Source organism: Bacillus sp. bc15 (genome assembly GCF_900142585.1).
In the GTDB taxonomy this organism is placed as follows: domain Bacteria; phylum Bacillota; class Bacilli; order Bacillales; family Bacillaceae_G; genus Bacillus_A; species Bacillus_A cereus.
Genome location: NZ_FRBJ01000002.1, coordinates 331,551 through 354,647 on the forward strand (window position 1 = coordinate 331,551; position 23,097 = coordinate 354,647).

Here is a 23,097-nt window from a genome sequence, read left to right on the forward strand (position 1 = left end):
TTCTAACAATTCATATTATACACACAAATATATTTCTTGTATATTTATATTTCTATTTCATTAAAATTTTCTGTTAAAAAATATATGTTTGTAAACGTTTTATACTGCTAATTATCCTTACTAAAGTGCCGAAAATAATTATTTTTATATTTTTCTAAATTATCAAACAAAAACAAATTTTATATTTCATAATACTTTATGTATAATTATCCCACCCTTTTTAACATAAAATAGCAAGCCCTTCATATTAAAAATATGTAGGCTAAAATGAGTGCAAAGGATAAGAAAGTATGTTACGATACATTTTGCTAAAAATAGATATCGGTAAAGAGGGGACGGACATGACAGCAATTCAGGCAAAAAATGGGCCGGCAGAAAAATTAAGTTTATTCTTATTAACATGGCCTATTTTTCTAGAAGTTTTTCTTTTTATGTTGATGGGGATCGCTGATACTTTCATGTTAAGTGCATTATCAGACGATGCTGTATCTGGGGTTGGTGCAGCGAATCAATATCTTCATATCGCGATTTTGGTATTAGAAGTCATCGGGAACGGCGCTGCTATCGTTGTATCTCAATACCTCGGTTCCAAACGCTTTATGGAGGCATCTAAAATATCAGCATTAGCCGTCACATTAAATTTAATAGTCGGGCTCGTTATAAGCGCTGGTTTTCTTTTATTTTCGAAACATATGATGCTCGCAATGAACTTACAAGGCGATGTACTAACGTATGCACAAAACTACTTATCTATCGTCGGAGGGGCTATCTTCCTGCAAGCTATTATTAACTCATTAGCCGCAATTATCCGTGTACACGGTTTTACAAAGCAAGCGATGTTTATTTCACTCGGAATGAATATTATTCATATCGCTGGAAACTACGTACTCATTTTCGGGAAATTTGGTTTCCCTGAGCTCGGTGTACAAGGAGCTGCAATTTCTTCCGCTATCAGTCGATTGATCGCACTTATTGTTTTCTTCTGGTTACTATACCGCGTTATGGAATATCGCGTGAAATTACAATATTACTTCACTTTATCCAAAGAATACATTGGGAAAATTTTAAAAATCGGTATTCCATCTGCATTTGAACAAGTGATGTATCAAGCTTGTCAAATCGTCTTCCTTTATTACGCAACGTACTTAGGAACGGAATCATTAGCTGCTAGACAATACGCTACTAACATTTCCATGTTCACTTATTTATTTGCAATTGCGATTGGTATGGGAACAGCCATTATTATTGGCCGCCTTGTTGGTGGTGGCGAAAAGGATGAAGCATACGAACGCTTATGGAAAAGTGTAAAATGGGCGATTGGTGTAACTCTATGTATGGTCGCTCTCGTTATTACATTCCGTACACAATTAATGGGACTGTTTACAGATAATCCGCACATTATCGGGTTAGGCGCAAGTGTTCTTTTACTAAGTGTACTACTTGAAACGGGACGTACGATGAATATCGTCATCATTAATTCGCTTCGTGCAGCTGGTGATGCAAAATATCCTGTTTTAATCGGTGCATTCTCTATGGTGTTAATGAGTTTACCACTAGGTTACTTTTTCGCCTTTCATTTAGATATGGGGCTCGTTGGTATTTGGCTAGCGATCGCCATCGACGAATGGACGCGTGCCATTATTATGTTCTTCCGCTGGAAAAGCAGGGCGTGGGAACGTTACGCACTTGTGAAACCAGAAGAGCAAGACGAGATTGGTTCTGTTCAGGCACAGTAGTACTTGTTTGATCATGATGTAGTTATTAATAAATGCAATTTATATCGACTTACCGACAACTCATTTATATAGTATAGAAAAAAGCCATCCTTCCTTAAAGAATGGCTTTTTTTATTATTGATAAATCTCTTTATATTTCTTATACTCTGCTTCAGAACATAGTACGAAATGCCCTGGGCGAATTTCACGCATTGTTGGCACTTCGCTACCGTAATCATGCTGCGATGGATCGTATACGATACGTTTACGATTGCGCTCATAATCTGGATCTGGTAGCGGAATTGCTGATAATAGTGATTTCGTATATGGATGAACTGGATTCGCATATAACTCTTCACTTGTTGTTAGCTCAACGATTTGACCACGGTACATTACACCGATGCGGTCACTAATGTATTTTACCATTGATAAATCATGGGCAATAAATAAGTATGTTAGACCTTTTTCTTTTTGTAGCTTTTTCAGTAAGTTTACAACTTGCGCCTGAATCGATACGTCAAGTGCTGAGATCGGCTCATCCGCAATGATAAATTCTGGTTCTACAGCAAGCGCTCGAGCGATACCGATACGCTGACGTTGTCCACCTGAGAATTCGTGCGGGAAACGGTTTGCGTGCTCTTTATTTAAACCAACTGTGTTTAATAGTTCATGAACACGGTCCATGCGCTCTTTTTTACTTTTCACTAATCCGTGAATATCAATACCTTCTGCGATAATATCCCCTACTGTCATACGAGGATTTAATGATGCGTATGGATCTTGGAAAATCATTTGCATTTTACGGTTGAATTTCTTCAATTCTGCGCGTGATTTCTTACCATGTACGTTTTCACCATCGAACAATACTTCACCAGCAGTTGCATCATATAAACGAATAATCGTTCTTCCAGTTGTTGATTTACCACAACCTGATTCTCCTACAAGACCAAATGTTTCTCCGCGGTAAATATCAAATGAAATATCATTAACCGCTTTGACAACACCACCACTCACGTCGAAGTGCTGCTTTACATTTTTTACTTCAATTAATTTCTCACGTTGTTTAGTCATGTTGTTCACCTGCTTTCATTTGAAGAATGCGTTTTTCAACGACTGCCGGTGGTTTTACTTCTGGAGCTTGCTCGTGAAGTAACCAAGTTGCCGCATAGTGTGTATCACTTACTTTAAATAAAGGTGGGTCCATTTCAAAATCAATTTTTAATGCCTGTGGGTTACGTGGTGCAAAAGCATCACCCTTCGGCGGCTTCAATAAATCCGGAGGCGTTCCAGGAATTGCGTATAACTCTTCCTCTGAGCCATCTAAACTTGGCATAGATGCGATTAAGCCCCAAGTATATGGATGTTTCGGATTATAGAAAATTTCATCTACAGTTCCAATTTCAACAACTTTACCAGCGTACATAACTGCCACTCGGTCAGCAACGTTTGCTACTACACCTAAGTCATGCGTAATGAAAATAATTGCCGCTTCTGTTTTTTGCTGAATGTCTTTCATAAGTTCTAAAATTTGTGCCTGAATCGTAACGTCTAGCGCTGTTGTCGGCTCATCGGCAATTAATAATTTCGGGTTACAAGCTAACGCCATCGCAATAACTACACGCTGTCTCATACCACCTGAGAACTGGTGAGGATATTGTTTTAAACGAGCTTCTGGATTTGGAATACCTACAAGGTCGATTAATTCTAAAGCAACTTTACGTGCGTCTGCTTTACTCATCCCTTGGTGTTTAATAAGGCCTTCCATAATTTGATTTCCAATTGTCATCGTTGGGTTTAATGATGTCATTGGATCTTGGAAAATCATCGCGATATCTTTACCACGTACTTGCTGCATTTCTTTTTCTGTTAATTTCGTTAAGTCACGACCTTCAAATACGATCTCACCATTTTTAATGCGTCCAGGAGGATTCGGAATTAATCCCATTAACGCTTTAGAAGTAACTGATTTCCCTGAACCAGATTCTCCTACAATCGCCAATGTCTCTCCTTTTTTCAAATCAAAAGTAACGCCGCGTACAGCTTGCACTTCACCTGCATGTGTATCAAAGGAGACTTGTAAATCTTTTACCTCTAACAATGTTTTCATCTTTGCCTCTCCCCTCTTTTACTTACGCATTTTTGGATCTAACGCGTCGCGTAATCCGTCTGCCATTAAGTTAAACGCTAAAATTAATATACTGATGACAACCGCAGGGATGAACATCATATGCGGATACGTTTGAATAGATTTATAACCATCATTTACAAGAGAACCTAGTGACGCAAATGGTGGCTGAATTCCTAAACCGATGAAACTTAAGAACGCTTCACCAAACACCGCTGATGGAATTGTAAACATTGTCATTACGATAATAGGTCCCATTACGTTTGGAATTAAATGTTTCACAATTAATTGTGTATTTGTTGCACCTAATGTACGAGATGCTAATACATATTCTTGGTTTTTTAATTTCAGGATTTGTCCACGAACGATACGCGACATCCCTATCCAACCTGTAATTGCCATTGCGAGTGTAATTGACCATATACCAGATCCCATAATGATTACCATTAAGATAACGATGATTAAGTATGGAATACCGTTAATAATCTCCATAATACGTTGCATAATATTATCTACTCTGCCGCCATAAAACGCCGAAATACCTCCGTATGCAACCCCAATTACTAAGTCAATTGCTGCTGCTAAAAGAGCGATATATAATGATACGCGTGTACCTTCCCATGTTCTTGTCCATAAATCACGACCAAGATCATCTGTACCAAACCAGAAGTACTCTTTAATATCACGTTTTTCATATTGGTCAACACCATATTGATCTGTACCGTCAAATGGTAACCAATGAACATTTTCAATAACTGGAATTTTGGGTGGCATTTTCGCACGACCTAAATCTTGCTCTTTATACGAGTGTTTACTTACCATCGGTCCAAAAATCGCTAGTAATATAATAAGGCTTAATAATACGAAACCAATCATCGCACCTTTATGTTGGAATAAACGTCTTCTTACATCTTGCCAAAACGTTAAGCTTGGACGGGCAATGACTTCATTATCAACATTATTTTGATTGGCTTGTTGAAATAAATCTGGAGATAATTTTTGTACATCTTTCATCATTTTTTCCCTCCCGCTAAACGAATACGAGGATCAATAATTCCGTATAAAATATCGACAATGAAAATAACTAAAATGAAGATAGCACTATAGAAAATCGTAGTTCCCATAATAACTGTATAGTCATTCACTGTAATAGATTTAACGAATTGTTCCCCAAGCCCTGGTACAGCATAAATTTGCTCGATAACAAGTGTTCCTGTAATTAATGCCGCAACCATTGGTCCTAAAATTGTTACTACTGGAATTAATGCGTTACGAAGTGCGTGTTTGACAATGATAACGCCTTGGCTAATTCCTTTTGCTTTTGCTGTTAAAATGTAATCGGCTTGCATAACTTCAATTAATTCTGCACGAGAGAAACGTGCGATTGTTGCGATAACTGCCATCGATAAAGCAATTGTAGGCATTACTGTAAACTCTGGTCCTTTCCAGAACGCTACTGGGAACCAACCAAGTTTTACCCCTACGAAATATTGTAGTAAAGCGGCGAATACGAATGATGGTACCGACATCCCGAGTACGGAAATAATTGTCGCTCCATAATCGACCCACGTATTGTTACGAAGTGCCGCAACGATTCCTAAAATTAAACCAATAAATGTTCCTAATATAATCGCTTGTAAACCAAGTTGTGCTGATGGTCCAATGCGATCCACAATCATATCTGTTACTGGACGGTTATCATATTGGAATGATACCCCTAAATCACCTTTTGCTAAGTTACCTAAGTAACGCGCATATTGAACTGGTACTGGATCATTTAAACCATATTTTTCAAGAATGATTTCTTTTTGTGCCGGTGATAGCTTCTCCTGGTTTTTAAGCGGAGAACCCGGAAGTAATTTCATCAAAAAGAAAGTCAGCGTAGTAATTAAAAATAATGTCAAAGCCATGTACACGAAACGTTTTAATACATAACGTCCCATAGTCAAGCACCTCCCCGTTTTTCTCAAAAGCAATAAGATAGTTTAAAATATTCTTACTTTTATTTTTTTAAAATAAGAGCATATGCCCATCATAGGCATATACCCCTGTAAACGATGGAAAAAAAGATTATTTTTGTTCAACAGATGCCCATTTGTAAGTTAATCTACCACCATAGTTGATTGGTATAATATCTTTTACAGCATCTTTTACTATATATGCTGAACCTTTTTGGAAGATTGGAGTGATAACTGCATCCTCTTTAATTAACATCTTCTCTACTTCTAAAAGGTTGTTCCAGCGTGCTTGTAAATCTTTTGTATCTGTTTTAGCTTTTAGAATTAACTCATCATATTTCTGATTAGAATACCCTGTTTTATTTTGAGAACCATTTGTAACAAACATATCTAAATATGAGATTGGATCTGGGAAATCTGGGCCCCAAATACCAAACGCAATATCATATTGCTGAGAATCTTCTAATTTATTTTTTTGTGCAAATGGCTGCTGTTTAATTTTAATTGATAAACCAGGTAAGTTTTTTTCCATCTCACCTTTTAAGAATTCACCAACCTTTTTTGCATCTTCATTATCAAAGTTTAAGAATTCTAGTTCGATTTTATCAGCGCCAAGCTCTTTCTTCGCTGTTTCCCAAAGCTTTTTCGCTTCTTTTGGATTCGTTTCAACTAGCTTTCCATTTTCAGATCGGAAATCTTTTTTATTCGGACCTTCAGCGAAATCTTTTCCAACAAATCCATAAGCTCCAATCGCACCATTATTTAAAATAACTTTCGCAATGTTATCACGATCAAAGGACATTGAAATTGCTTTTCTTAAGTTTTTATTACTTAAGTATTGATTACTTTGATTAAATCTTAGGTAAGCAACCCCTGCTTCTTTTCTTGTGTGGAATTCTGAGCTTTGTCTAAACTTATCAACAAATTCTGAAGTTAGAGCCGCACGATCAATCGAGTTTGTCTCATATAAATTTACATCAGTTGACGTATTTTTTACAATATTAAAGTTAATCTCTTCGATTTTAACCGTTTTATTATCCCAATATGATGGGTTCTTCTTAAACTGGAAGCTTTGCTCATGTTTCCAATCACTCATAACAAATGGCCCATTATATAATGTTGTATTTGCCTCTAACCCAAACTTATCACCTTGTGCTTTTACAAAGTTTTCATTTAGTGGGTAAAATACCGGATAAACTGTTAAATCAACAAAGTAAGGAACGGGATTGTCTAATTCCACTTCTAATGTATAATCATCAATCGCTTTTACACCTAATTGGTCAGCAGGTAATTCTTTTTTATGAATTTTCTCTGCATTTTTAATATCAAACATAATGTACGAATACGTCGCTTTTGTATCTGGATTTACTGCTCTTTTCCATGAATACACAAAGTCTTTTGCTGTTACAGGCTCCCCATTAGACCATTTTGCATCTTTTCTTAATTTAAATATGTATTTCTTTCCGTCATCTAGCTTTTGAACATCTTCTGCAATTCCAGGCACTCTCTTTTGATCTTTGCCGATACGATATAAACCTTCCATCGTATTATTTAATGCTGTAGAAGATGCAGAGTCAGATGCTAGCGATGCATCCATTGACGGAATTTCAGATAACTCTGTTAAATTAAGAACCTGCTTTCCGTTACTACTACTCGTAGTGTTTTCTTTCCCTTTTGCTTTTGCGTCATCTTTTTGGTAGCTACACGCACCCAGCAACATACTTGCAGTTAAAGTCGATGCAAGTAATAACGGTATCTTTTTCTTCATGTTGTGTTGCCTCCCCTAATTGCACTCCCTGTACCCTCACTTGTTAAAAAGTAGAATTGAAAGAATAATCTCCAAGTTTCTACAATTTTCATTATACATATAATATAACAATTGTGAATATAGTTTTTTGTTTTTTTGTTAAAATTTTTAATAAAATGTTTATATTTTTATTTTTTTGTAAAGGGATACGTTAACATTGATACCATCATCTTGAAATCAGACCTTTAATTGCGTATAATTTTCAAAAAATTAATTCTAGTACATATTATAGCTTTTATAGTATAATAATTCTAGTAATATTTTGACGGAGGGGAACATTTTGAATAAAGTTTTTTTTCATACTTGTATACTAATTTTCATAGCGATAATCGCTTCTAGTATTGGCGCATTCCTCATTTCATCGCAATTTTTGTTGAATTTTGTCAACATCTTGTTTTATATTGCACTGTTTTTTATTCTTATCGGCGGTTTTTTATACATATTTCAAAATGGTTTTTTCAATGTAACCATTTACGCATTCCAAAGAGTATTTGGTACGAACAAAAAGATTGACTCTTTAATTGAAGAAGTCGAGGAACCTACAGATAAGAAAGAACGTATTTATAAAACATATTCATTCAAATGGACATATCCAATTTGTATTACAGGTATCGTTCTTGGGTTGTTCTCGACCCTTATTAGCTTTACTATTTTGATGTAGTTTGCAAACACTATCCCATATGATATAATAATCAGCAAAACATTTTGTTATAAAACTTTAGTTCTTTCATATTAAAAGAGCTCAAGTAACAATAAATAAATTTATATGTATGCGATGATAAAGAAGAGTACATATTGAGGCAATTTCAGAGAGCTTGTGGTCGGTGTGAACAAGCAATTGTACAGTATGGAATGGGCTTTTGAGCACCAAACCGAACCGAAAGTAGTAGGCTTTGGCGTTATATCCAAACGTTATTATGGATTAGAGAGATTTCACAGTAGTGAAATAATTAGGGTGGTACCGCGGTCCATTCGTCCCTATAGTTTTTGGGATGAATGGGCTTTTTTGTTTACCTTCTCTTCCCCCATCACGCATTCAATTTTAGGAGGAATTACTTATGTCAGTTATCTTTTCTGGTATTCAGCCAAGTGGAACGATTACACTTGGAAACTATTTAGGAGCAATGAAGCAGTTTACAGAGCTCCAAAATGAACACGACTGTTATTTCTGTATTGTAAACCAACATGCGATTACAGTACCTCAAGATCCCGTACAACTTCGTAAAAACATCCGCAGTCTTGCTGCACTTTATGTGGCATGTGGCATTGACCCTGAAAAAGCTACTTTATTTGTACAATCAGAAGTACCAGCACACGCTCAACTAGGTTGGATCATGCAATCTGTTGCTTACGTTGGAGAATTAGAGCGTATGACGCAATATAAAGATAAAGCTTCTGGTAGAGATTCAGTTCCAGCTGGATTACTTACGTATCCACCACTAATGGCTGCTGATATTTTACTATACAATACTGAAATCGTGCCGGTTGGTGATGATCAAAAGCAACATATCGAATTAACACGTGACCTAGCAGAGCGTTTCAACAAACGTTACCGTGAAATCTTCACAATGCCTGAAATTCGTATTCCAAAAGTAGGAGCTCGCGTTATGTCCTTAACAGAACCTACGAAAAAAATGAGCAAATCTGATCCGAATCCAAAATCAATGATCAGTATGCTTGATGAGCCAAAAACAATTGAAAAGAAAATTAAGAGTGCTGTTACTGACTCTGAAGGTATTGTGAAATTTGATAAAGAAAACAAACCTGGTATCTCTAACTTATTAACAATCTACTCTTCATTCTCTGGAAAAACAGTTGAAGAAATTGAAGCAATGTACGAAGGAAAAGGATACGGTGACTTCAAAGGCGACCTAGCGCAAGTAGTCGTAGATGCAATTCGTCCAATCCAAGACAAATACAACGAACTAATCAGCTCACCAGAACTAGACGAAATTCTAGACAAAGGTGCCGAAAAAGCAAACCGTGTTGCATTCAAACAACTACGCAAAGTAGAAAATGCAATGGGGTTAAGTAGAAAACGTAGGTAACATATAAAGCGAAGGGCTAGGAGCCGGAGCTGGATTTCATATAAAGCGGAGGGCTTGCTACCGGAGCTAGGTTACTACAAAATTAAAAAACCGCCAATTGGCGGTTTTTTAATTTACCTTTTGCTCGTTTTCCATTTCCCATAACTTTTCAAAAAATGGCTGTCCTTTTACGAGACGCTCGCATAATTGTTCGTGTTTCTCAGACCAACCAGCTTTCGCTTCATCATACAGTCTAGCCCAAATATCCTCGAACTCCATATGTTGAACCGTTCCATATGCTGATGGATCCCACTCTGTGTACCAATAGCGAATCTCTGCTGTATTTTTCGTTGTATGTAATTGATCTAACGCCATAAATAATAATTGTTTTAGCTGTCTTTCTTTACGAGTCAAGCCATTCATAATGAAAGGCGATGGTGATAAAATGTGATGTTCTTTTTCTGTTTCTTCTACTTGGAACTCATACTTTTCTGCTTGTACGTTTTCTACCATCTCATATACCATCTGCTCTTGGCGTGGTATAAGTCTGCTTTTGCGAATTGGTACATTGTAACCAATTGTGTCAATCGCAATAATTCCTTTTCCATCTGTAACAACAAAGCAATACTCTTGCTGCAAACGTTCATGATTTTTACGAATATAAGCCTTATGATGTACGTCTTCCAGCATTTTTTGCGGAAGCTCTAACAATTCGTTCTCGATGTAATGATATAATGTGGCATCTACTTTTAATAATGGCACTTGATCTAATAGCTCAATCGTATCATCTTTCCGCCATTCGTAAAAATGACAAACGTTATACCCATTTTCTTCACCTTCAAACCAATTTACCCATACATCATGTAGATATAACATTCACTACCCCTCACTTCACTACTGTTTGTACCAATCATTATGTTCATTTTTGCTTAACTTTATTCCACTTGAGGAAATATATTCTAATTATTATTTTTTCTTCTATTAATACTAAAAAAAACAGGAAATAGAGCCCCTGTTTTTTTATATATGAAATGTATTTGCTTTATTCAATATTTCTTTTGCATCTATAGATAATAAAGAAAGTGTATCTTCTCCTTCCAAAGTTACACAATCTTTGACAATATGAAATCCAAGCGCATAGCCAAGCATCTTCGGATAAGAGTGAAAGCCATTTAATAAGATGTCATGTTCCCTTGTTCCTCGTTTTATACTTATTCTTTCATGTACAACATTTTTCCAATAATAAATAGCCTCTTCTTTTGAAAGATACTCCGTCCACGGTGCATTATTTTTTTCTGTATACCTTTCTGTTACTGCTTGCTCAGCTAGCCCTTCCATAATCATTGTATCAAGTAATGTATATTCTGTTTCTTTCGTCTCAATTTGATGTAACCTGCATATGTGATGGTATTCATGCGCCAATAACACTTTTAATTCTTCTACCGAATTCCGTCCACATACGAATAAGAAAATAACATGACGCATAGATAATCCAGCTCTACCGTTATACTCTTCTTGCACAGTTCGATTATAGGAATCTGATAATAAAATAAAGACAGGGACATCCGGACCTTTTAACCAATTTTTCAGTTTATCATACTCCAGGCTCAACTCTTTCCAAATTTCCTTTTCCTCTAATTCTTTAATTTCCTTTTCCCCGCGCATGATCGGGCGATACATCCCTTTTGAAATTAAAAAGCGATACAACCTTTCTTTTGGCAACGGAATATACTTCGTAAATTTCTCACAAAGTTTCTCTGGCCGTCCATAATATAAATGTAGCCATTCAGCTGTTTCAACAATCCCCATCTTTATCCCTCCTTTTTCTTATGTATATGCTACAGGAGAAAAAGACGTAAAAATAAATAAGGAGTTTTTTCGCAATATCTTGCGGAAAAACTCCTTATTTTATCTATTATTTATATGATTTAAATACTAACACTGCGTTATGACCACCGAATCCTAATGAGTTACTTAATACTGCATTTACTTCTTGGTGTCTCGCTTGATTCGGTACGTAATCTAAGTCACATTCTGGATCTGGTGTCTCATAGTTAATTGTTGGAGGAATTACTCCGTCTGTAATTGATTTAATAGAGAAAATCGCTTCAACAGCACCAGCTGCTCCTAATAAGTGACCTGTCATTGATTTCGTTGAGCTAATTGCTACTTTATACGCATGCTCACCGAAAGTTTCTTTAATTGCCATCGTTTCATATTTTTCATTCGCATCCGTACTTGTACCATGCGCATTAATGTAATCAATATCTTCTGGCTGTAGGCCTGCATCAGCTAAAGCTTGACGCATTGCACGCACTCCGCCTTCACCACCAGGAGCAGGCATTGTAATATGGAACGCATCACCAGTTGCACCGTAACCAGCGATTTCCGCGTAAATGTGAGCACCACGAGCTAATGCGTGCTCTAATTCTTCAAGAATTAAAATACCTGAACCTTCACCCATTACGAAACCGCTACGGTTTTTATCAAACGGACGGCAAGCCGTTGCTGGGTCTTCATTAAATGTTAATGCTTTCGCTGAGCTAAATCCTGCGAATGCCATACTTGTTAGCGGCGCTTCTGCTCCACCTGTAATCATTGCATCAGCATCACCACGCTGAATTGCTTTAAATGCATCACCAATTGAGTTTGCACCAGATGCACAAGCCGTTACAGAACAAGTGTTAATTCCTTTTGCTCCTGTTGCGATTGATACTTGACCTGCTGCCATATCTGGAATCATCATCGGCACGAAGAATGGGCTCACGCGGCGTGGGCCTTTCTCAGTAAAAATCTTAAATTGTTCTTCGTATGTTTCCATACCACCAATACCAGATCCAATCCATACACCAATTCGAGGTCCGTTTTCTTCTGTAATTTCAAGCTTTGCATCTGCAACTGCCATTTTCGCTGCTGCTACTGCATATTGTGTAAAGCGATCCATACGGCGCGCTTCTTTTTTATCAATATATTTCTCGACTTCAAAGTCGTTAATTTCCGCTGCTACTTTTGCTGGAAATAGTTCTGGATCAATTCTTGTAAGTCGCCCGATTCCAGATACACCCTTTTTAATGTTTTCCCATGCTGTTTCAACATCTGTTCCGACCGGTGTAACAGCTCCTAGTCCTGTAATTACGACCCTCTTTTTTTCCATACAAAATACACTCCTTTTTTTCTCTCAGTCCTTATTTACCCCAACGAAGAGCGACCGCTCCCCATGTTAATCCGCCGCCAAAACCAACAAGTATAATTAAATCACCATCTTGAATACGTCCATTTTGCAATTCCTCTACCATTGCAATCGGAATGGAAGAAGCTGATGTATTACCAAACTTTTCAATTGTCATACTCATTTTTTCTTGTGGTAAATTTAATCTCTCTCTTGCAGATTCCATAATACGAATATTCGCTTGATGCGGTACTAAGAAATCCACATCTTCTTTCGTAAGACCAGCTTTATCTAAAACACGAAGACAAGATTCACCAAGTTGACGAACGGCAAATTTAAAGACTTCTCTGCCATTCATCATAACATACTCGTCTTGATATAGATGCTTGCCGCCGCTTCCGTCTGCTCCTAATTCGAAAGATAGAACGCCTCTTCCTTCTGAAACTGCTCCCATTACGATAGCACCGGCTCCGTCTCCAAATAATACCGCTGTATTTCGATCATTCCAGTCTACAATTTTAGATAGCTTATCACTACCAACTACTAATACGTTTTTATAAGTCCCCGTTTGAATAAATTGCTGCGCTGTAATCATTCCGTACATAAAACCAGCGCATGCTGCACCTACATCCATTGCAGCTGCATGTTTCGCTCCAATCGCTTCTTGAATGACACAAGCTACTGCTGGAAACGCACGATCTGGTGTTACTGTCGCTACTAAAATAAGATCGATATCTTCTCCGCTAACCCCTGCATCTTCAAGTGCTTTTTTTGCAGCCTCTACGGCCATATATGAAGTATCTATTGTATCATCGGCAATGCGTCTTTCTGCAATTCCCGTTCTCGTACGAATCCATTCATCGGATGTATCCATTATTTTTTCTAAATCGTGATTTGTGACTACTTTTTCTGGCACATATCTTCCGATCCCTAAAATGCCCACGTTCACATCGCAGCCCTCCGTTTTATATCAATTATTATGACTTGGTACTAATTTTAAAACATAAATGTATTTTTGTCTAGAATATATTTCGCATAAAACAGAAAGCTAACGCATTATCCACTTTATTTTTCATTAAAAGAAACAGAATCATACCTTTTCGTGTTTCATTCCAAATAAAAAGGCCCGAACCGCTTCTACTCACGATTCGAGCCTCCCCTCCATCAAAAAAGAAGGATTTTATTCTTTATCTGCTTTCCCAAGCTCATAAGCTTCGTTCATAACTTTCATTAACAACTCTAACACCGGCTGTGCCTTCTCCATATCAAGTGCAATTCCGTTATCATCTAAAATTGCCTTCGCTTCCGGTAAATGCTTCATTGCGATTTGTAAAAACTGCATGCTTTTTTCGTTCATATTATACTCTTCCTCTCCATTAAAACTTTCACATACAATAGTGTAACACGCGTGCTACTCTTCGTATAACTCTTTATATTTTTTCATGTGTGCCAGTTGCTTATTTAAACCGTATTCTAACGGAGTATTTCTTTTTATCGAAATGACTTCAATAGCCTCATCTCTTATTTCATTATTATTTTTATTTACTTTATCATCCGCGCGTAAAAGATTCATACCTTTTTCCCATAATGACTGTTTACCACTAAGTAAATTGTATATACCAAGATGCGCCCCGTTCGTTCCATTTTCCCATAAGTATTCACATACATCTTCAATGTAAAGCAAATCACTTCCTTTTTCCTCACTCGTACAACGGCACTCTTTCTCGTCTAATTCTGATAAAATGAGCTGATGATACATCATAAAGGATGGTTGCCACGGTCCATATAATGTAGGAACTCGAAATACACTATATTTTAAATTCCCTTTTTTCAATCCTTCTTCTACTTTCAAAAATAGGCGCTTATTTTCGGATTCACCTGTACTACTTACTTCAATAGAAGAAATTAAATTTAACTTCACTTTTTGTTCTTCACACATTCTTATAATTCGCTTTAAATATTGTAATATGACTCTTTCATTCCGAAATCCACATTGCTGATTTGGCTCATATAAGCAAAAGTAGACAGTATCGAATCTCTCTTCCTCTACCGATCTCCATCCATCTTCATCTCTTATCGAATAATACGTAAATAACGCATTTCGCCCAATTAACAATAACTTCTCTTCATTAATTTTGGTCATACTATCGAATTCATCAAAATCAAGACCATACACTTCTACTTCTTCTGCGATCATTTTATTCACAAGGTGATAACCTACAAACGTAAGTGCACCTATTATCAGCACGCGTTCCATACCACCAACCCTTTCCCTTTGAAACAAATAGCTCCTCATTTATGTATATGGGAGCTTCACAATTCTTCTTCATATTTTTTAAAGAAATCGGTCGTTTGCCTAACCATTTTATATTTCACATCTTGCAGATGGAATAAGACAGAAGTATCACATTGATTTAATTGCCTCATTTTCTCATATCTCCGCAACTGCTGTTTTCTTCCTCTTTTTTCTTGTGTTGATACGAAAATTTTAACAGGTACACAAGATGGAAGAAGCGTAAATGATTTCTTATTTATTTTTAAATCTAATTCTTCTTCTTTGGAATCATACGCCAAACTTAATTCCTTCACGAGTCTCTTGTAAAAAAACTTATGCTCTTTCTCAAAACCCACATATTCTGGTAAATCTAAACACGGATTTAACATAACAACAGAACGAATACATTCAGGATATTTGTTCATCATTTCAAGTGCCACAAGCGCTCCCATACCATCTGCCATAATGTGCATCTTCGCATTTAACGTCTCTTTTCTCAAAACAACATCATATAAACGTTTTGCCAGACGAACAGATTGATCGTTCCCCCAATGTCTTCCGTATAAATTAGAGGAAAAGACCGTGTAGCCTTGCTCAATAAGACCATGTAAGAAATAAGATTTACCCGCATGTTGTGTCCATAAACTTGTACCATTCTCAATAAAGTAGTTATAATCACCGAGGAGCATAACAGAAAATCCATTTGGCTTCTCCGGTAAATAAATGACACATGGTTCTTTTTCTAAGTAAAAAAAACGTTCCGTAATACTCATTTTTCCCCCGCCTTATTTTCTAAACATATAAAACCACTCTTTTATAATGTATGAACGGAATGCAAATTTGCGTTGAAAAATCTACAAATATTTTTCTATATTCTTTTTTCAATTGTGTTACAATAAGGACAGATTGAACGAATAGAGGTGTAAAATATGCGTTTCATTTGGGCATTAATTTGGTCGTTCTTACTTGTACATATGATGAGCTACGTAATTGGCTCTATGACTGGCGGTACATACGACTTTAACCAAGCGTCTATTTTCTCAGTTGTTCTTGCTGTATTAGTACTCGCAATTTCAGCTGCAATTCCAAACGAGCCAGTAGAACAACACTAAAAAAAGAGTCCGGATTTTATCCGAACTCTTTTTTATTTTCATTTCACATGAACGACTAATTCGTTATTTTCTACATCAACAACTACGTGACTATTGTCTGTAATTGTTCCTGCAATTAATTCTCTTGCTAATTTCGTTTCCACTTGACGTTGTACGTATCGTTTTAATGGACGAGCTCCGTACATTGGATCGAAACCAGCTTCTACAACAAATTCTTTTGCTGCATCTGTTAATTCTACTGTAATGTGACGGTCAGCTAGACGGCCTTGTAGTTCTTTTACAATTTTATCAACAATGCCTTTAATTTCATTCGTTGTAAGAGGTTTGAATAAAATAATTTCATCAACACGGTTTAAAAATTCAGGGCGGAAATGTCCTCTTAATTGCCCCATTACAAGGTCTCTTGATTCCTCTTTGATCGAACCATCTTCTTCTAATCCCTCTAGTAAATGAGCAGATCCAATATTTGAAGTCATAATAATAACTGTGTTTTTAAAGTCTACTGTTCTTCCTTGTGAATCTGTAATGCGTCCATCATCTAACATTTGTAATAAAATGTTGAATACTTCTGGATGTGCTTTTTCGATTTCGTCTAACAAAATAACTGAATACGGTTTACGTCTTACCGCTTCTGTTAATTGACCGCCCTCTTCATATCCTACATATCCAGGAGGCGCACCAATTAAGCGTGACACAGCGTGTTTCTCCATATACTCAGACATGTCAATACGAATCATTTGCTCTTCACTATCGAATAAAGACTGCGCTAACGTTTTTGCAAGTTCTGTTTTACCAACACCCGTAGGGCCTAAGAAAATGAAGGAACCAATTGGACGATTCGGGTCTTTAATACCAGCGCGCGCACGAAGAACCGCGTCTGATACTAAGCTTACTGCTTCCTCTTGTCCGATGACACGCTCTGATAAGATTTGCTCTAAGCGTAGTAATTTCTCACGCTCGCCTTCAACAAGTTTAGCAACAGGAATACCAGTCCAGCGTGAAACAATATCTGCAATTTCTTCTTCACTTACTTCCTCACGTAATAAACGATTTTCTTGTTTATTATGCGCGCCCATTTCTTCCGCTTCTTTTAATTCTTTTTCGATTGCAGGAATTTTCCCGTGACGAAGTTCGGCTGCTTTATTTAAATCGTAATTACCTTCTGCTTCCTCTAATTCACGGCGCAGACGTTCTAAATGTTCACGTAAGTCACGAACTTTGTGAATGTCTTCTTTTTCTTTCTCCCATTTCGCTCTCATACCACTTGCAACTTCTTTTAAATCCGATAATTCACGTTGCAATGTTTTTAGACGCTCTTGGCTACCACGATCCGTTTCTTTTCCAAGAGCCGCTTCTTCAATTTCCAACTGCATAATACGACGCGTTACTTCATCTAATTCTGTCGGCATAGAATCGATTTCTGTACGAATTGTTGCGCACGCTTCATCAACAAGGTCAATCGCTTTATCCGGTAAGAAGCGATCTGAAATATATCGATCTGATAAAACTGACGCTGCTACAATCGCACGGTCATGAATATTTACACCGTGATAAATTTCAAAGCGTTCTTTTAATCCACGTAATATGGAAATCGTATCTTCAACAGTTGGTTCTTCTGCTAATACTTGTTGGAAACGTCTTTCTAGTGCTGGATCTTTTTCAATATATTTACGATATTCATCTAATGTTGTCGCCCCGATACAATGCAGTTCACCACGAGCAAGCATCGGTTTTAACATATTTCCTGCATCCATCGCACCTTCTGTTTTACCAGCTCCAACGATTGTATGAAGTTCATCAATGAATAATAAAATGCGGCCTTCACTCTTTTTAATTTCATTTAATACAGCTTGCAGACGCTCTTCGAACTCACCACGGAATTTCGCACCTGCTACGAGCGCACTCATATCTAATGCAAAAATCGTTCTATCTTTCAATCCTTCAGGTACATCCTTTTTCACAATACGCTGTGCTAATCCTTCAACGATTGCTGTTTTACCAACACCTGGCTCACCAATTAAAACAGGATTGTTTTTCGTTTTACGTGAAAGAATGCGGATAACGCGTCGAATTTCACTATCTCGGCCGATAACAGGATCAATTTTCCCGGCTCTCACTTCTGCCACTAAATCACGGCCATATTTTTCTAACGCTTCATAAGTTACTTCTGGATTTTGACTAGTCACTCTTTGATTCCCCCGAACTGTCATTAAAGACTGTAATAAGTTATCTTTCGTAATATGCAATCTTGCAAATAATTGATTTATATCGCCTTTTTCTTCGGAAAAAGCAAGCAATACATGTTCGACTGAAATGTAATCATCCTGTAGTTTTTCTGCTTCTTTCCCTGCTCTTACAAGCAATTGTTGCAGAGCGCTCGTTACATACAATTTTCCAACCTCTGCACCGCTCCCTGTTACAGAAGGTTTCTTTTTAATTAAGCTTTCAGCGCTTTGCTTTAATGCTTCTATATCAACATTCATTTTTTGAAATATACGTACTGCTAATCCATCTTGCTCTTCTAATAATGCAAGTAATAGATGAACAGTATCCACCTCTTGGTGATGATGAGATACCGCTAAAGATTGGGCACTCATAATCGCCTCTTGTGTTTTTGTTGTCATTTGATTTAAGTCCATCTTTACAGCCCTCCAAAAGTTTGACTTTCTTTGACCTTTGATTTGATTATACGCCAACTTACTTTTTTATACAATAATTTTGCCTATGTATTTTCAAACTTATTATTGGAAAAAGAAAAAGGAAGCATTCATTATATTGTTTTAAAAATACGGTAAATGAAATTATAATGTGTAACGACAAAAAAGCCGCAATAACGATTGCGGCTTCTGTTACGGTTTTCTTTTATATGTCCACTGACGGTTATGATTCGTATTATCTGGAAATTTTTCACCGGCAGTTAATTGTACCATTTGCGGATTTTTCACCATACTTCCCGTTTCACCAATTTCTACATAAATACCATCATTCGGCGCTTTTTGTCCAGAACGAAACCTGCGATTTTGTCCCATTTTCATTCTCCTTCCATGACGTCTTTGCCTCATTAGTATATCCATTTTAAAAGAAAGTTTTTCTGTCATGTTTAGGAAACAGTACTACATCTCGTCCTTGTACATATATATGAATGATACAAGCGTAAGCAGGGATTTCTTTCCTACTTGTAGAAAAAAAAGAAACCAACCTACTCTAGGCTAGTTTCAAAGGAGAGTCAAACATATACGAGAAGATTACATGTTCATTATATGCCTCATCACACGAGCAATGTAACCCTTTTCACAATTTGTACATAATGAAAGAAACATTGTTTGAACTTTCTAAAAAGATGTTGACTTTTCTTAATTTCCAACGATAAATAGTAGACACCGCAGCACTTTGAGACGTAAGATGGATATATAGTGAAATTTCCATCTATGGTGATTTCACCGAGTCTAACCTCTTATTTCTGCATATTAAAAACGGAAATACAGATAGATACAAAAAAATTATTATAAGAGGTGAAATTATGAACAAACAACATTTAATCGCATTAGACTTAGACGGTACTTTATTAACAGACAACAAAATAATTTCCACTCGAACGAAACATACAATTGCAAAAGCAAAGGAACAGGGACATATTGTTGTTATTTCAACAGGACGTCCATTCCGTGCTAGTTATGATTACTATAAAGAACTTGCTCTTAACACACCTATCGTAAACTTTAACGGTGCTTACGTACATCATCCTCTTGATTCAAGCTGGGGAACACATCACTCTCCTCTTGAGCTAGCAACAGCGCAAGAAATTGTACGAGCTTGCTTTGATTTCGGCGTAAAAAATATATACGCGGAAGTAATGGACGATGTGTATGTTCGTGAAATTGATGAAGATAAAAAACATATTTTCGAATTCGGCTCTCCTAAGATTTTTACGGGAGACTTATTAAATATTTTAAACGATCATCCAACTTGCTTATTAATTGATGCACATGACGAGCATTCCACTGCAATTCGTCAACATTTAACGGATATGCACGCGGAAGTAATCGATCATAGAAAATGGGGCGCACCTTGGCCGATTATTGAGATTGTGAAAAGCGGATTAAATAAAGCGGTTGGATTACAAAAAATTTCTAGTCATTACAACATTCCACAAGAGCGAATTATCGCTTTCGGTGACGAAGATAATGATTTTGAAATGATTGAATTTGCTGGTCACGGCATCGCAATGGGGAATGCCATCCCTGAATTAAAATCACTCGCAAACCATACGACGTTAACGAACGAAGAAGATGGTATTGCTTTATATTTAGAAGAGGTTCTTGGGTTGTAATCTAAAAATTCCCTACTTATAGTTTCCTGCCAAATGTCCATACTATAAGTAGACGCAAGAGACATCGCGTCGATTGTTTTCAGCTAAATAAAGGGGGTTTTTCGAATGGGTAAAAAGAACAAATCAAAGCGTTTTATCCAACAAGGAGCCGATGCTGTTATGAAGCATGATGCAAGATTCCCGTACAGAGGTACATTAGCTGAGGCAGAAAAGGCAAGAAGTAACTCTTCTTTTGGAGGGGTTTAAATGGGGAACTTACTATTCCAACAAGCTAGAGATGCTGTTGAAAATGCCGTATCTTGTTCAAGCGGTACTGAGCAACAAGATCTCGTATATAGAGCAAAAAATGCTTTGCAATCCGCTTACGCAAACTCTTCAACTGCTGAAAAAGTTCAGCTCCGTGAAATGCAAGAGCAATTGCAAAACATTACGAATATACATTAAAAAAGAGGACCAACTTCGGTCCTCTTTAATCTTTCCGAAACAATCCGAACACCCCAACTGTTTGCAGTATATTTGTAAATGCACCTGGGTCCACTTGTTTAATAATCCTCTCCAATTCGTATAACTCGTAACGGGTAATAACCATCATTAACATTTCTTTATTTTCATTCGTATAAGCACCTGTTGCTGGTATCGTTGTAATTCCTCTTACTAATCGCGAGTGAATCGCCTTTCTTACGTCCGCCCCATTCTTCGTAACAATTAATGCTGTAATCTTTACATGACGAGTATGAATTGCATCAATAATTCTCGTTGATACATATAAAGTCACTAACGTATATAACGCTTTTTCCCATCCATATACATAGCCAGCAGCGATAATGATAATTGCATTAAAAAAGAAAAAGTATGTACCGACAGGCTTATCTTTTATTTTTGATAAAATCATGGCGATAATATCTAATCCACCTGTAGAAGCACCCCACTTTAAAGCAATCCCTACTCCAATTGCCGAAATAATCCCGCCAAAAATCGCATTTAATATGATATCATTCGAAACCGCTCTAACAGGGATGATTTCTAGAAACAAAGTCATAAATATAACACAAAGAAAACTAAAAAAGGTGAAGGCCTTTCCAACCTTTTTCCACGCTAAAATAACGACAGGAATATTAAATAAGCTAAACAATACTCCCGTAGATATGTGAATCGATAAAAAATCACCTAATATTTGTGATAATAATTGAGACAATCCAGCAAAGCCACTCGCATACACTTTCGCTGGCGTTAAAAATAAATTCATCCCAATCGCGTTTAATAAACCTGCGATGATTACAACGATTAACTTCTTTATAAGTTCAGTATAATTCAACTTCAAATCCATTTCGAATCCACCTTTACCCTTCATAAATGCACCGCTATACATAGTCTTTACGAAAAAGGAAATGATAAACGTACAACGTTTAGAAATGGAGTTGATACATATGCCACATACGAGTGATAACGACAAAAAAGCACGCGATAATAATGCAAAACGCACACAAAAAAATGAGCAAGAGCAAAAAAATATTCAGCAAGGTAAACGTGCATACTCTAAAAAGACCAATCACCTTTGATTCCATCGTACATCAACAATTATGTTGATGTACTTTTTTACATTTTAAAGGAAAAAAACATTAAAAATTCACTTCATGTTCACTTCTATATTCTACAATAGCGATAACATATTCGGATGAGGTGTTGGCATGAGAGGGAAACATATTTTCATTATTACTGCACTAATAAGTATATTGATGCTATCTGCTTGCGGACAAAAAAACGGATCAGCTACAGTCGCCACAGCAACAGACTCGACTGTTACGAAGGACGACTTCGAAAAACAATTGAAAGATCGTTACGGAAAAGACATGCTATACGAAATGATGGCACAAGACGTCATCACAAAAAAATATAAAGTACCTGATGAAGAGGTAAATAAAGAAGTAGAAAAAGTAAAAAAACAATATGGAGATCAATTCAAAAAAGTATTAGAAAATAATGGTTTAAAAGATGAAGAGGATTTTAAAAATCAAATTAAGTTCAAACTTGCTATGAATGAAGCGATTAAGAAAAGCATTACAGAGAAAGACGTAAAAGACCACTATAAGCCAGAAATTAAAGCGAGTCACATTTTAGTAAGTGACGAAAATGAAGCGAAAGAAATAAAGAGTAAACTAGATGCTGGTGCTTCATTTGAAGAATTAGCAAAACAAGAATCACAAGATCTACTATCAAAAGATAAAGGCGGAGACCTTGGATACTTCAATTCAGGTACAATGGCTCCTGAATTCGAAACGGCTGCCTACAAACTAAATGTTGGACAAATTAGCAATCCCGTAAAATCATCAAACGGTTATCACGTTATTAAATTAACTGATAAAAAAGATTTAAAACCTTACGATGAAGTAAAAAACTCTATTCGCAAAAACTTAGAGGAAGAACGTACTGCTGATCCTGTATTCAGCAAAAAATTGTTACAAGAGGAATTAAAAAAGGCAAATATTAAAATAAATGATAGTGATTTGAAAGATACATTTACTCTTGTTTCTCCGCAAGGAAATTAAAAAAGCACACCCTTATCTTTTTAGATAAGGGTG

At 36.6% G+C, this 23,097-nt stretch carries 24 protein-coding genes and 1 other annotated feature; of the genes, 9 read left to right on the forward strand and 15 right to left on the reverse strand.

Annotated elements, in window-relative coordinates; translation table 11 throughout:
* Window positions 1-290 precede the first annotated feature (290 nt).
* On the forward strand, window positions 291-1,736 hold the full coding sequence (locus BUA87_RS11550; RefSeq protein ID WP_002153302.1) for an MATE family efflux transporter: 1,446 nt from the start codon (window positions 291-293) through the stop codon (window positions 1,734-1,736).
* A 114-nt stretch (window positions 1,737-1,850) separates the two neighbouring features.
* Here BUA87_RS11550 and BUA87_RS11555 read toward each other — a convergent pair whose 3' ends face one another.
* The 5 genes from BUA87_RS11555 to BUA87_RS11575 all read right to left on the reverse strand — a co-directional run bounded on the left by BUA87_RS11555 (window position 1,851) and on the right by BUA87_RS11575 (window position 7,566).
* Window positions 1,851-2,786 carry an ABC transporter ATP-binding protein gene (locus BUA87_RS11555; protein WP_000166351.1) on the reverse strand — a complete coding sequence of 312 codons (936 nt, stop codon included), beginning with the start codon at window positions 2,784-2,786 and terminating at the stop codon, window positions 1,851-1,853.
* Window positions 2,779-3,822, reverse strand: a complete 1,044-nt coding sequence (locus BUA87_RS11560; protein ID WP_000854346.1) for an ABC transporter ATP-binding protein — start codon at window positions 3,820-3,822, stop codon at window positions 2,779-2,781. The genes BUA87_RS11555 and BUA87_RS11560 overlap by 8 nt, the downstream gene beginning before the upstream one ends.
* A gap of 18 nt (window positions 3,823-3,840) precedes the next feature.
* Window positions 3,841-4,857 (reverse strand): oligopeptide ABC transporter permease, encoded by a 1,017-nt coding sequence (gene opp3C / locus BUA87_RS11565; protein ID WP_000974103.1) that lies wholly within the window; start codon window positions 4,855-4,857, stop codon window positions 3,841-3,843.
* Window positions 4,854-5,783, reverse strand: coding sequence for an oligopeptide ABC transporter permease (opp3b, locus tag BUA87_RS11570; protein WP_000534166.1), 930 nt, complete (start codon window positions 5,781-5,783; stop codon window positions 4,854-4,856). The genes opp3C and opp3b overlap by 4 nt, the downstream gene beginning before the upstream one ends.
* Window positions 5,784-5,910: 127 nt before the next feature.
* Window positions 5,911-7,566, reverse strand: coding sequence for a peptide ABC transporter substrate-binding protein (locus tag BUA87_RS11575; RefSeq protein WP_000727214.1), 1,656 nt, complete (start codon window positions 7,564-7,566; stop codon window positions 5,911-5,913).
* A 319-nt stretch (window positions 7,567-7,885) separates the two neighbouring features.
* Here BUA87_RS11575 and BUA87_RS11585 point away from each other — a divergent pair, with 319 nt between their 5' ends.
* Together BUA87_RS11585 and trpS are read left to right on the forward strand one after the other, a co-directional pair.
* Window positions 7,886-8,266 carry a DUF3899 domain-containing protein gene (locus BUA87_RS11585; protein ID WP_001044985.1) on the forward strand — a complete coding sequence of 127 codons (381 nt, stop codon included), beginning with the start codon at window positions 7,886-7,888 and terminating at the stop codon, window positions 8,264-8,266.
* 105 nt (window positions 8,267-8,371) lie between these two features.
* Window positions 8,372-8,588 (forward strand) — a binding site (T-box leader).
* Window positions 8,589-8,663: 75 nt separating this feature from the next.
* Complete coding sequence (gene trpS, locus BUA87_RS11590; RefSeq protein WP_000110989.1) at window positions 8,664-9,653, forward strand: tryptophan--tRNA ligase; 990 nt, start codon at window positions 8,664-8,666, stop codon at window positions 9,651-9,653.
* 108 nt (window positions 9,654-9,761) lie between these two features.
* Here the strand turns inward: trpS and BUA87_RS11595 are convergent, their stop codons facing one another.
* The 7 genes from BUA87_RS11595 to BUA87_RS11625 form a co-directional block, all read right to left on the reverse strand.
* Complete coding sequence (locus BUA87_RS11595; protein ID WP_000966129.1) at window positions 9,762-10,508, reverse strand: YjbA family protein; 747 nt, start codon at window positions 10,506-10,508, stop codon at window positions 9,762-9,764.
* A 144-nt stretch (window positions 10,509-10,652) separates the two neighbouring features.
* Window positions 10,653-11,441, reverse strand: coding sequence for a DUF2268 domain-containing putative Zn-dependent protease (locus tag BUA87_RS11600; RefSeq protein ID WP_000513280.1), 789 nt, complete (start codon window positions 11,439-11,441; stop codon window positions 10,653-10,655).
* A 106-nt stretch (window positions 11,442-11,547) separates the two neighbouring features.
* Window positions 11,548-12,786 carry a beta-ketoacyl-ACP synthase II gene (gene fabF, locus BUA87_RS11605; protein WP_000412656.1) on the reverse strand — a complete coding sequence of 413 codons (1,239 nt, stop codon included), beginning with the start codon at window positions 12,784-12,786 and terminating at the stop codon, window positions 11,548-11,550.
* 31 nt (window positions 12,787-12,817) lie between these two features.
* Window positions 12,818-13,750: a beta-ketoacyl-ACP synthase III gene (fabH, locus tag BUA87_RS11610; RefSeq protein WP_001100533.1), complete on the reverse strand. Its 933-nt coding sequence runs from the start codon at window positions 13,748-13,750 to the stop codon at window positions 12,818-12,820.
* Window positions 13,751-13,981: 231 nt separating this feature from the next.
* Window positions 13,982-14,158: a ComZ family protein gene (locus tag BUA87_RS11615; protein ID WP_001986215.1), complete on the reverse strand. Its 177-nt coding sequence runs from the start codon at window positions 14,156-14,158 to the stop codon at window positions 13,982-13,984.
* 54 nt (window positions 14,159-14,212) lie between these two features.
* Window positions 14,213-15,085 (reverse strand): NAD-dependent epimerase/dehydratase family protein, encoded by an 873-nt coding sequence (locus BUA87_RS11620; protein ID WP_000487723.1) that lies wholly within the window; start codon window positions 15,083-15,085, stop codon window positions 14,213-14,215.
* Window positions 15,086-15,114: 29 nt separating this feature from the next.
* Window positions 15,115-15,849, reverse strand: coding sequence for a lipase family protein (locus BUA87_RS11625; RefSeq protein ID WP_000028690.1), 735 nt, complete (start codon window positions 15,847-15,849; stop codon window positions 15,115-15,117).
* Between the two features lie 156 nt (window positions 15,850-16,005).
* Here BUA87_RS11625 and BUA87_RS11630 point away from each other — a divergent pair, with 156 nt between their 5' ends.
* A complete protein-coding gene (locus BUA87_RS11630; protein WP_001211116.1) occupies window positions 16,006-16,188 on the forward strand; it encodes a YjzD family protein in 183 nt (60 codons plus the stop codon).
* A gap of 38 nt (window positions 16,189-16,226) precedes the next feature.
* Here the strand turns inward: BUA87_RS11630 and clpB are convergent, their stop codons facing one another.
* Both clpB and BUA87_RS11640 read right to left on the reverse strand, forming a co-directional pair.
* Window positions 16,227-18,827 carry an ATP-dependent chaperone ClpB gene (clpB, locus tag BUA87_RS11635; RefSeq protein ID WP_072939718.1) on the reverse strand — a complete coding sequence of 867 codons (2,601 nt, stop codon included), beginning with the start codon at window positions 18,825-18,827 and terminating at the stop codon, window positions 16,227-16,229.
* 210 nt (window positions 18,828-19,037) lie between these two features.
* Entirely contained in the window at window positions 19,038-19,217 is a 180-nt protein-coding gene (locus BUA87_RS11640) for a YjzC family protein (protein ID WP_000531422.1), read from the reverse strand.
* 491 nt (window positions 19,218-19,708) lie between these two features.
* Between BUA87_RS11640 and BUA87_RS11645 the strand changes: the two genes are divergently transcribed.
* The 3 genes from BUA87_RS11645 (at window position 19,709) to BUA87_RS11655 (ending at window position 20,962) form a co-directional block, all read left to right on the forward strand.
* Window positions 19,709-20,518 (forward strand): Cof-type HAD-IIB family hydrolase, encoded by an 810-nt coding sequence (locus BUA87_RS11645; protein ID WP_001041231.1) that lies wholly within the window; start codon window positions 19,709-19,711, stop codon window positions 20,516-20,518.
* A 105-nt stretch (window positions 20,519-20,623) separates the two neighbouring features.
* The gene (locus BUA87_RS11650; protein ID WP_000516816.1) at window positions 20,624-20,764 is read left to right on the forward strand and encodes a hypothetical protein; all 141 of its coding nucleotides are present in this window, start codon (window positions 20,624-20,626) and stop codon (window positions 20,762-20,764) included.
* The gene (locus tag BUA87_RS11655) at window positions 20,765-20,962 is read left to right on the forward strand and encodes a DUF3813 domain-containing protein (protein WP_000527406.1); all 198 of its coding nucleotides are present in this window, start codon (window positions 20,765-20,767) and stop codon (window positions 20,960-20,962) included.
* A gap of 25 nt (window positions 20,963-20,987) precedes the next feature.
* Here BUA87_RS11655 and BUA87_RS11660 read toward each other — a convergent pair whose 3' ends face one another.
* Window positions 20,988-21,845, reverse strand: coding sequence for a YitT family protein (locus BUA87_RS11660; protein ID WP_000364431.1), 858 nt, complete (start codon window positions 21,843-21,845; stop codon window positions 20,988-20,990).
* Between the two features lie 100 nt (window positions 21,846-21,945).
* Here BUA87_RS11660 and BUA87_RS11665 point away from each other — a divergent pair, with 100 nt between their 5' ends.
* A complete protein-coding gene (locus tag BUA87_RS11665) occupies window positions 21,946-22,077 on the forward strand; it encodes a DUF3941 domain-containing protein (protein ID WP_016113760.1) in 132 nt (43 codons plus the stop codon).
* A 129-nt stretch (window positions 22,078-22,206) separates the two neighbouring features.
* A complete protein-coding gene (gene prsA, locus BUA87_RS11670) occupies window positions 22,207-23,064 on the forward strand; it encodes a peptidylprolyl isomerase PrsA (protein ID WP_001214222.1) in 858 nt (285 codons plus the stop codon).
* Window positions 23,065-23,097 lie beyond the last annotated feature (33 nt).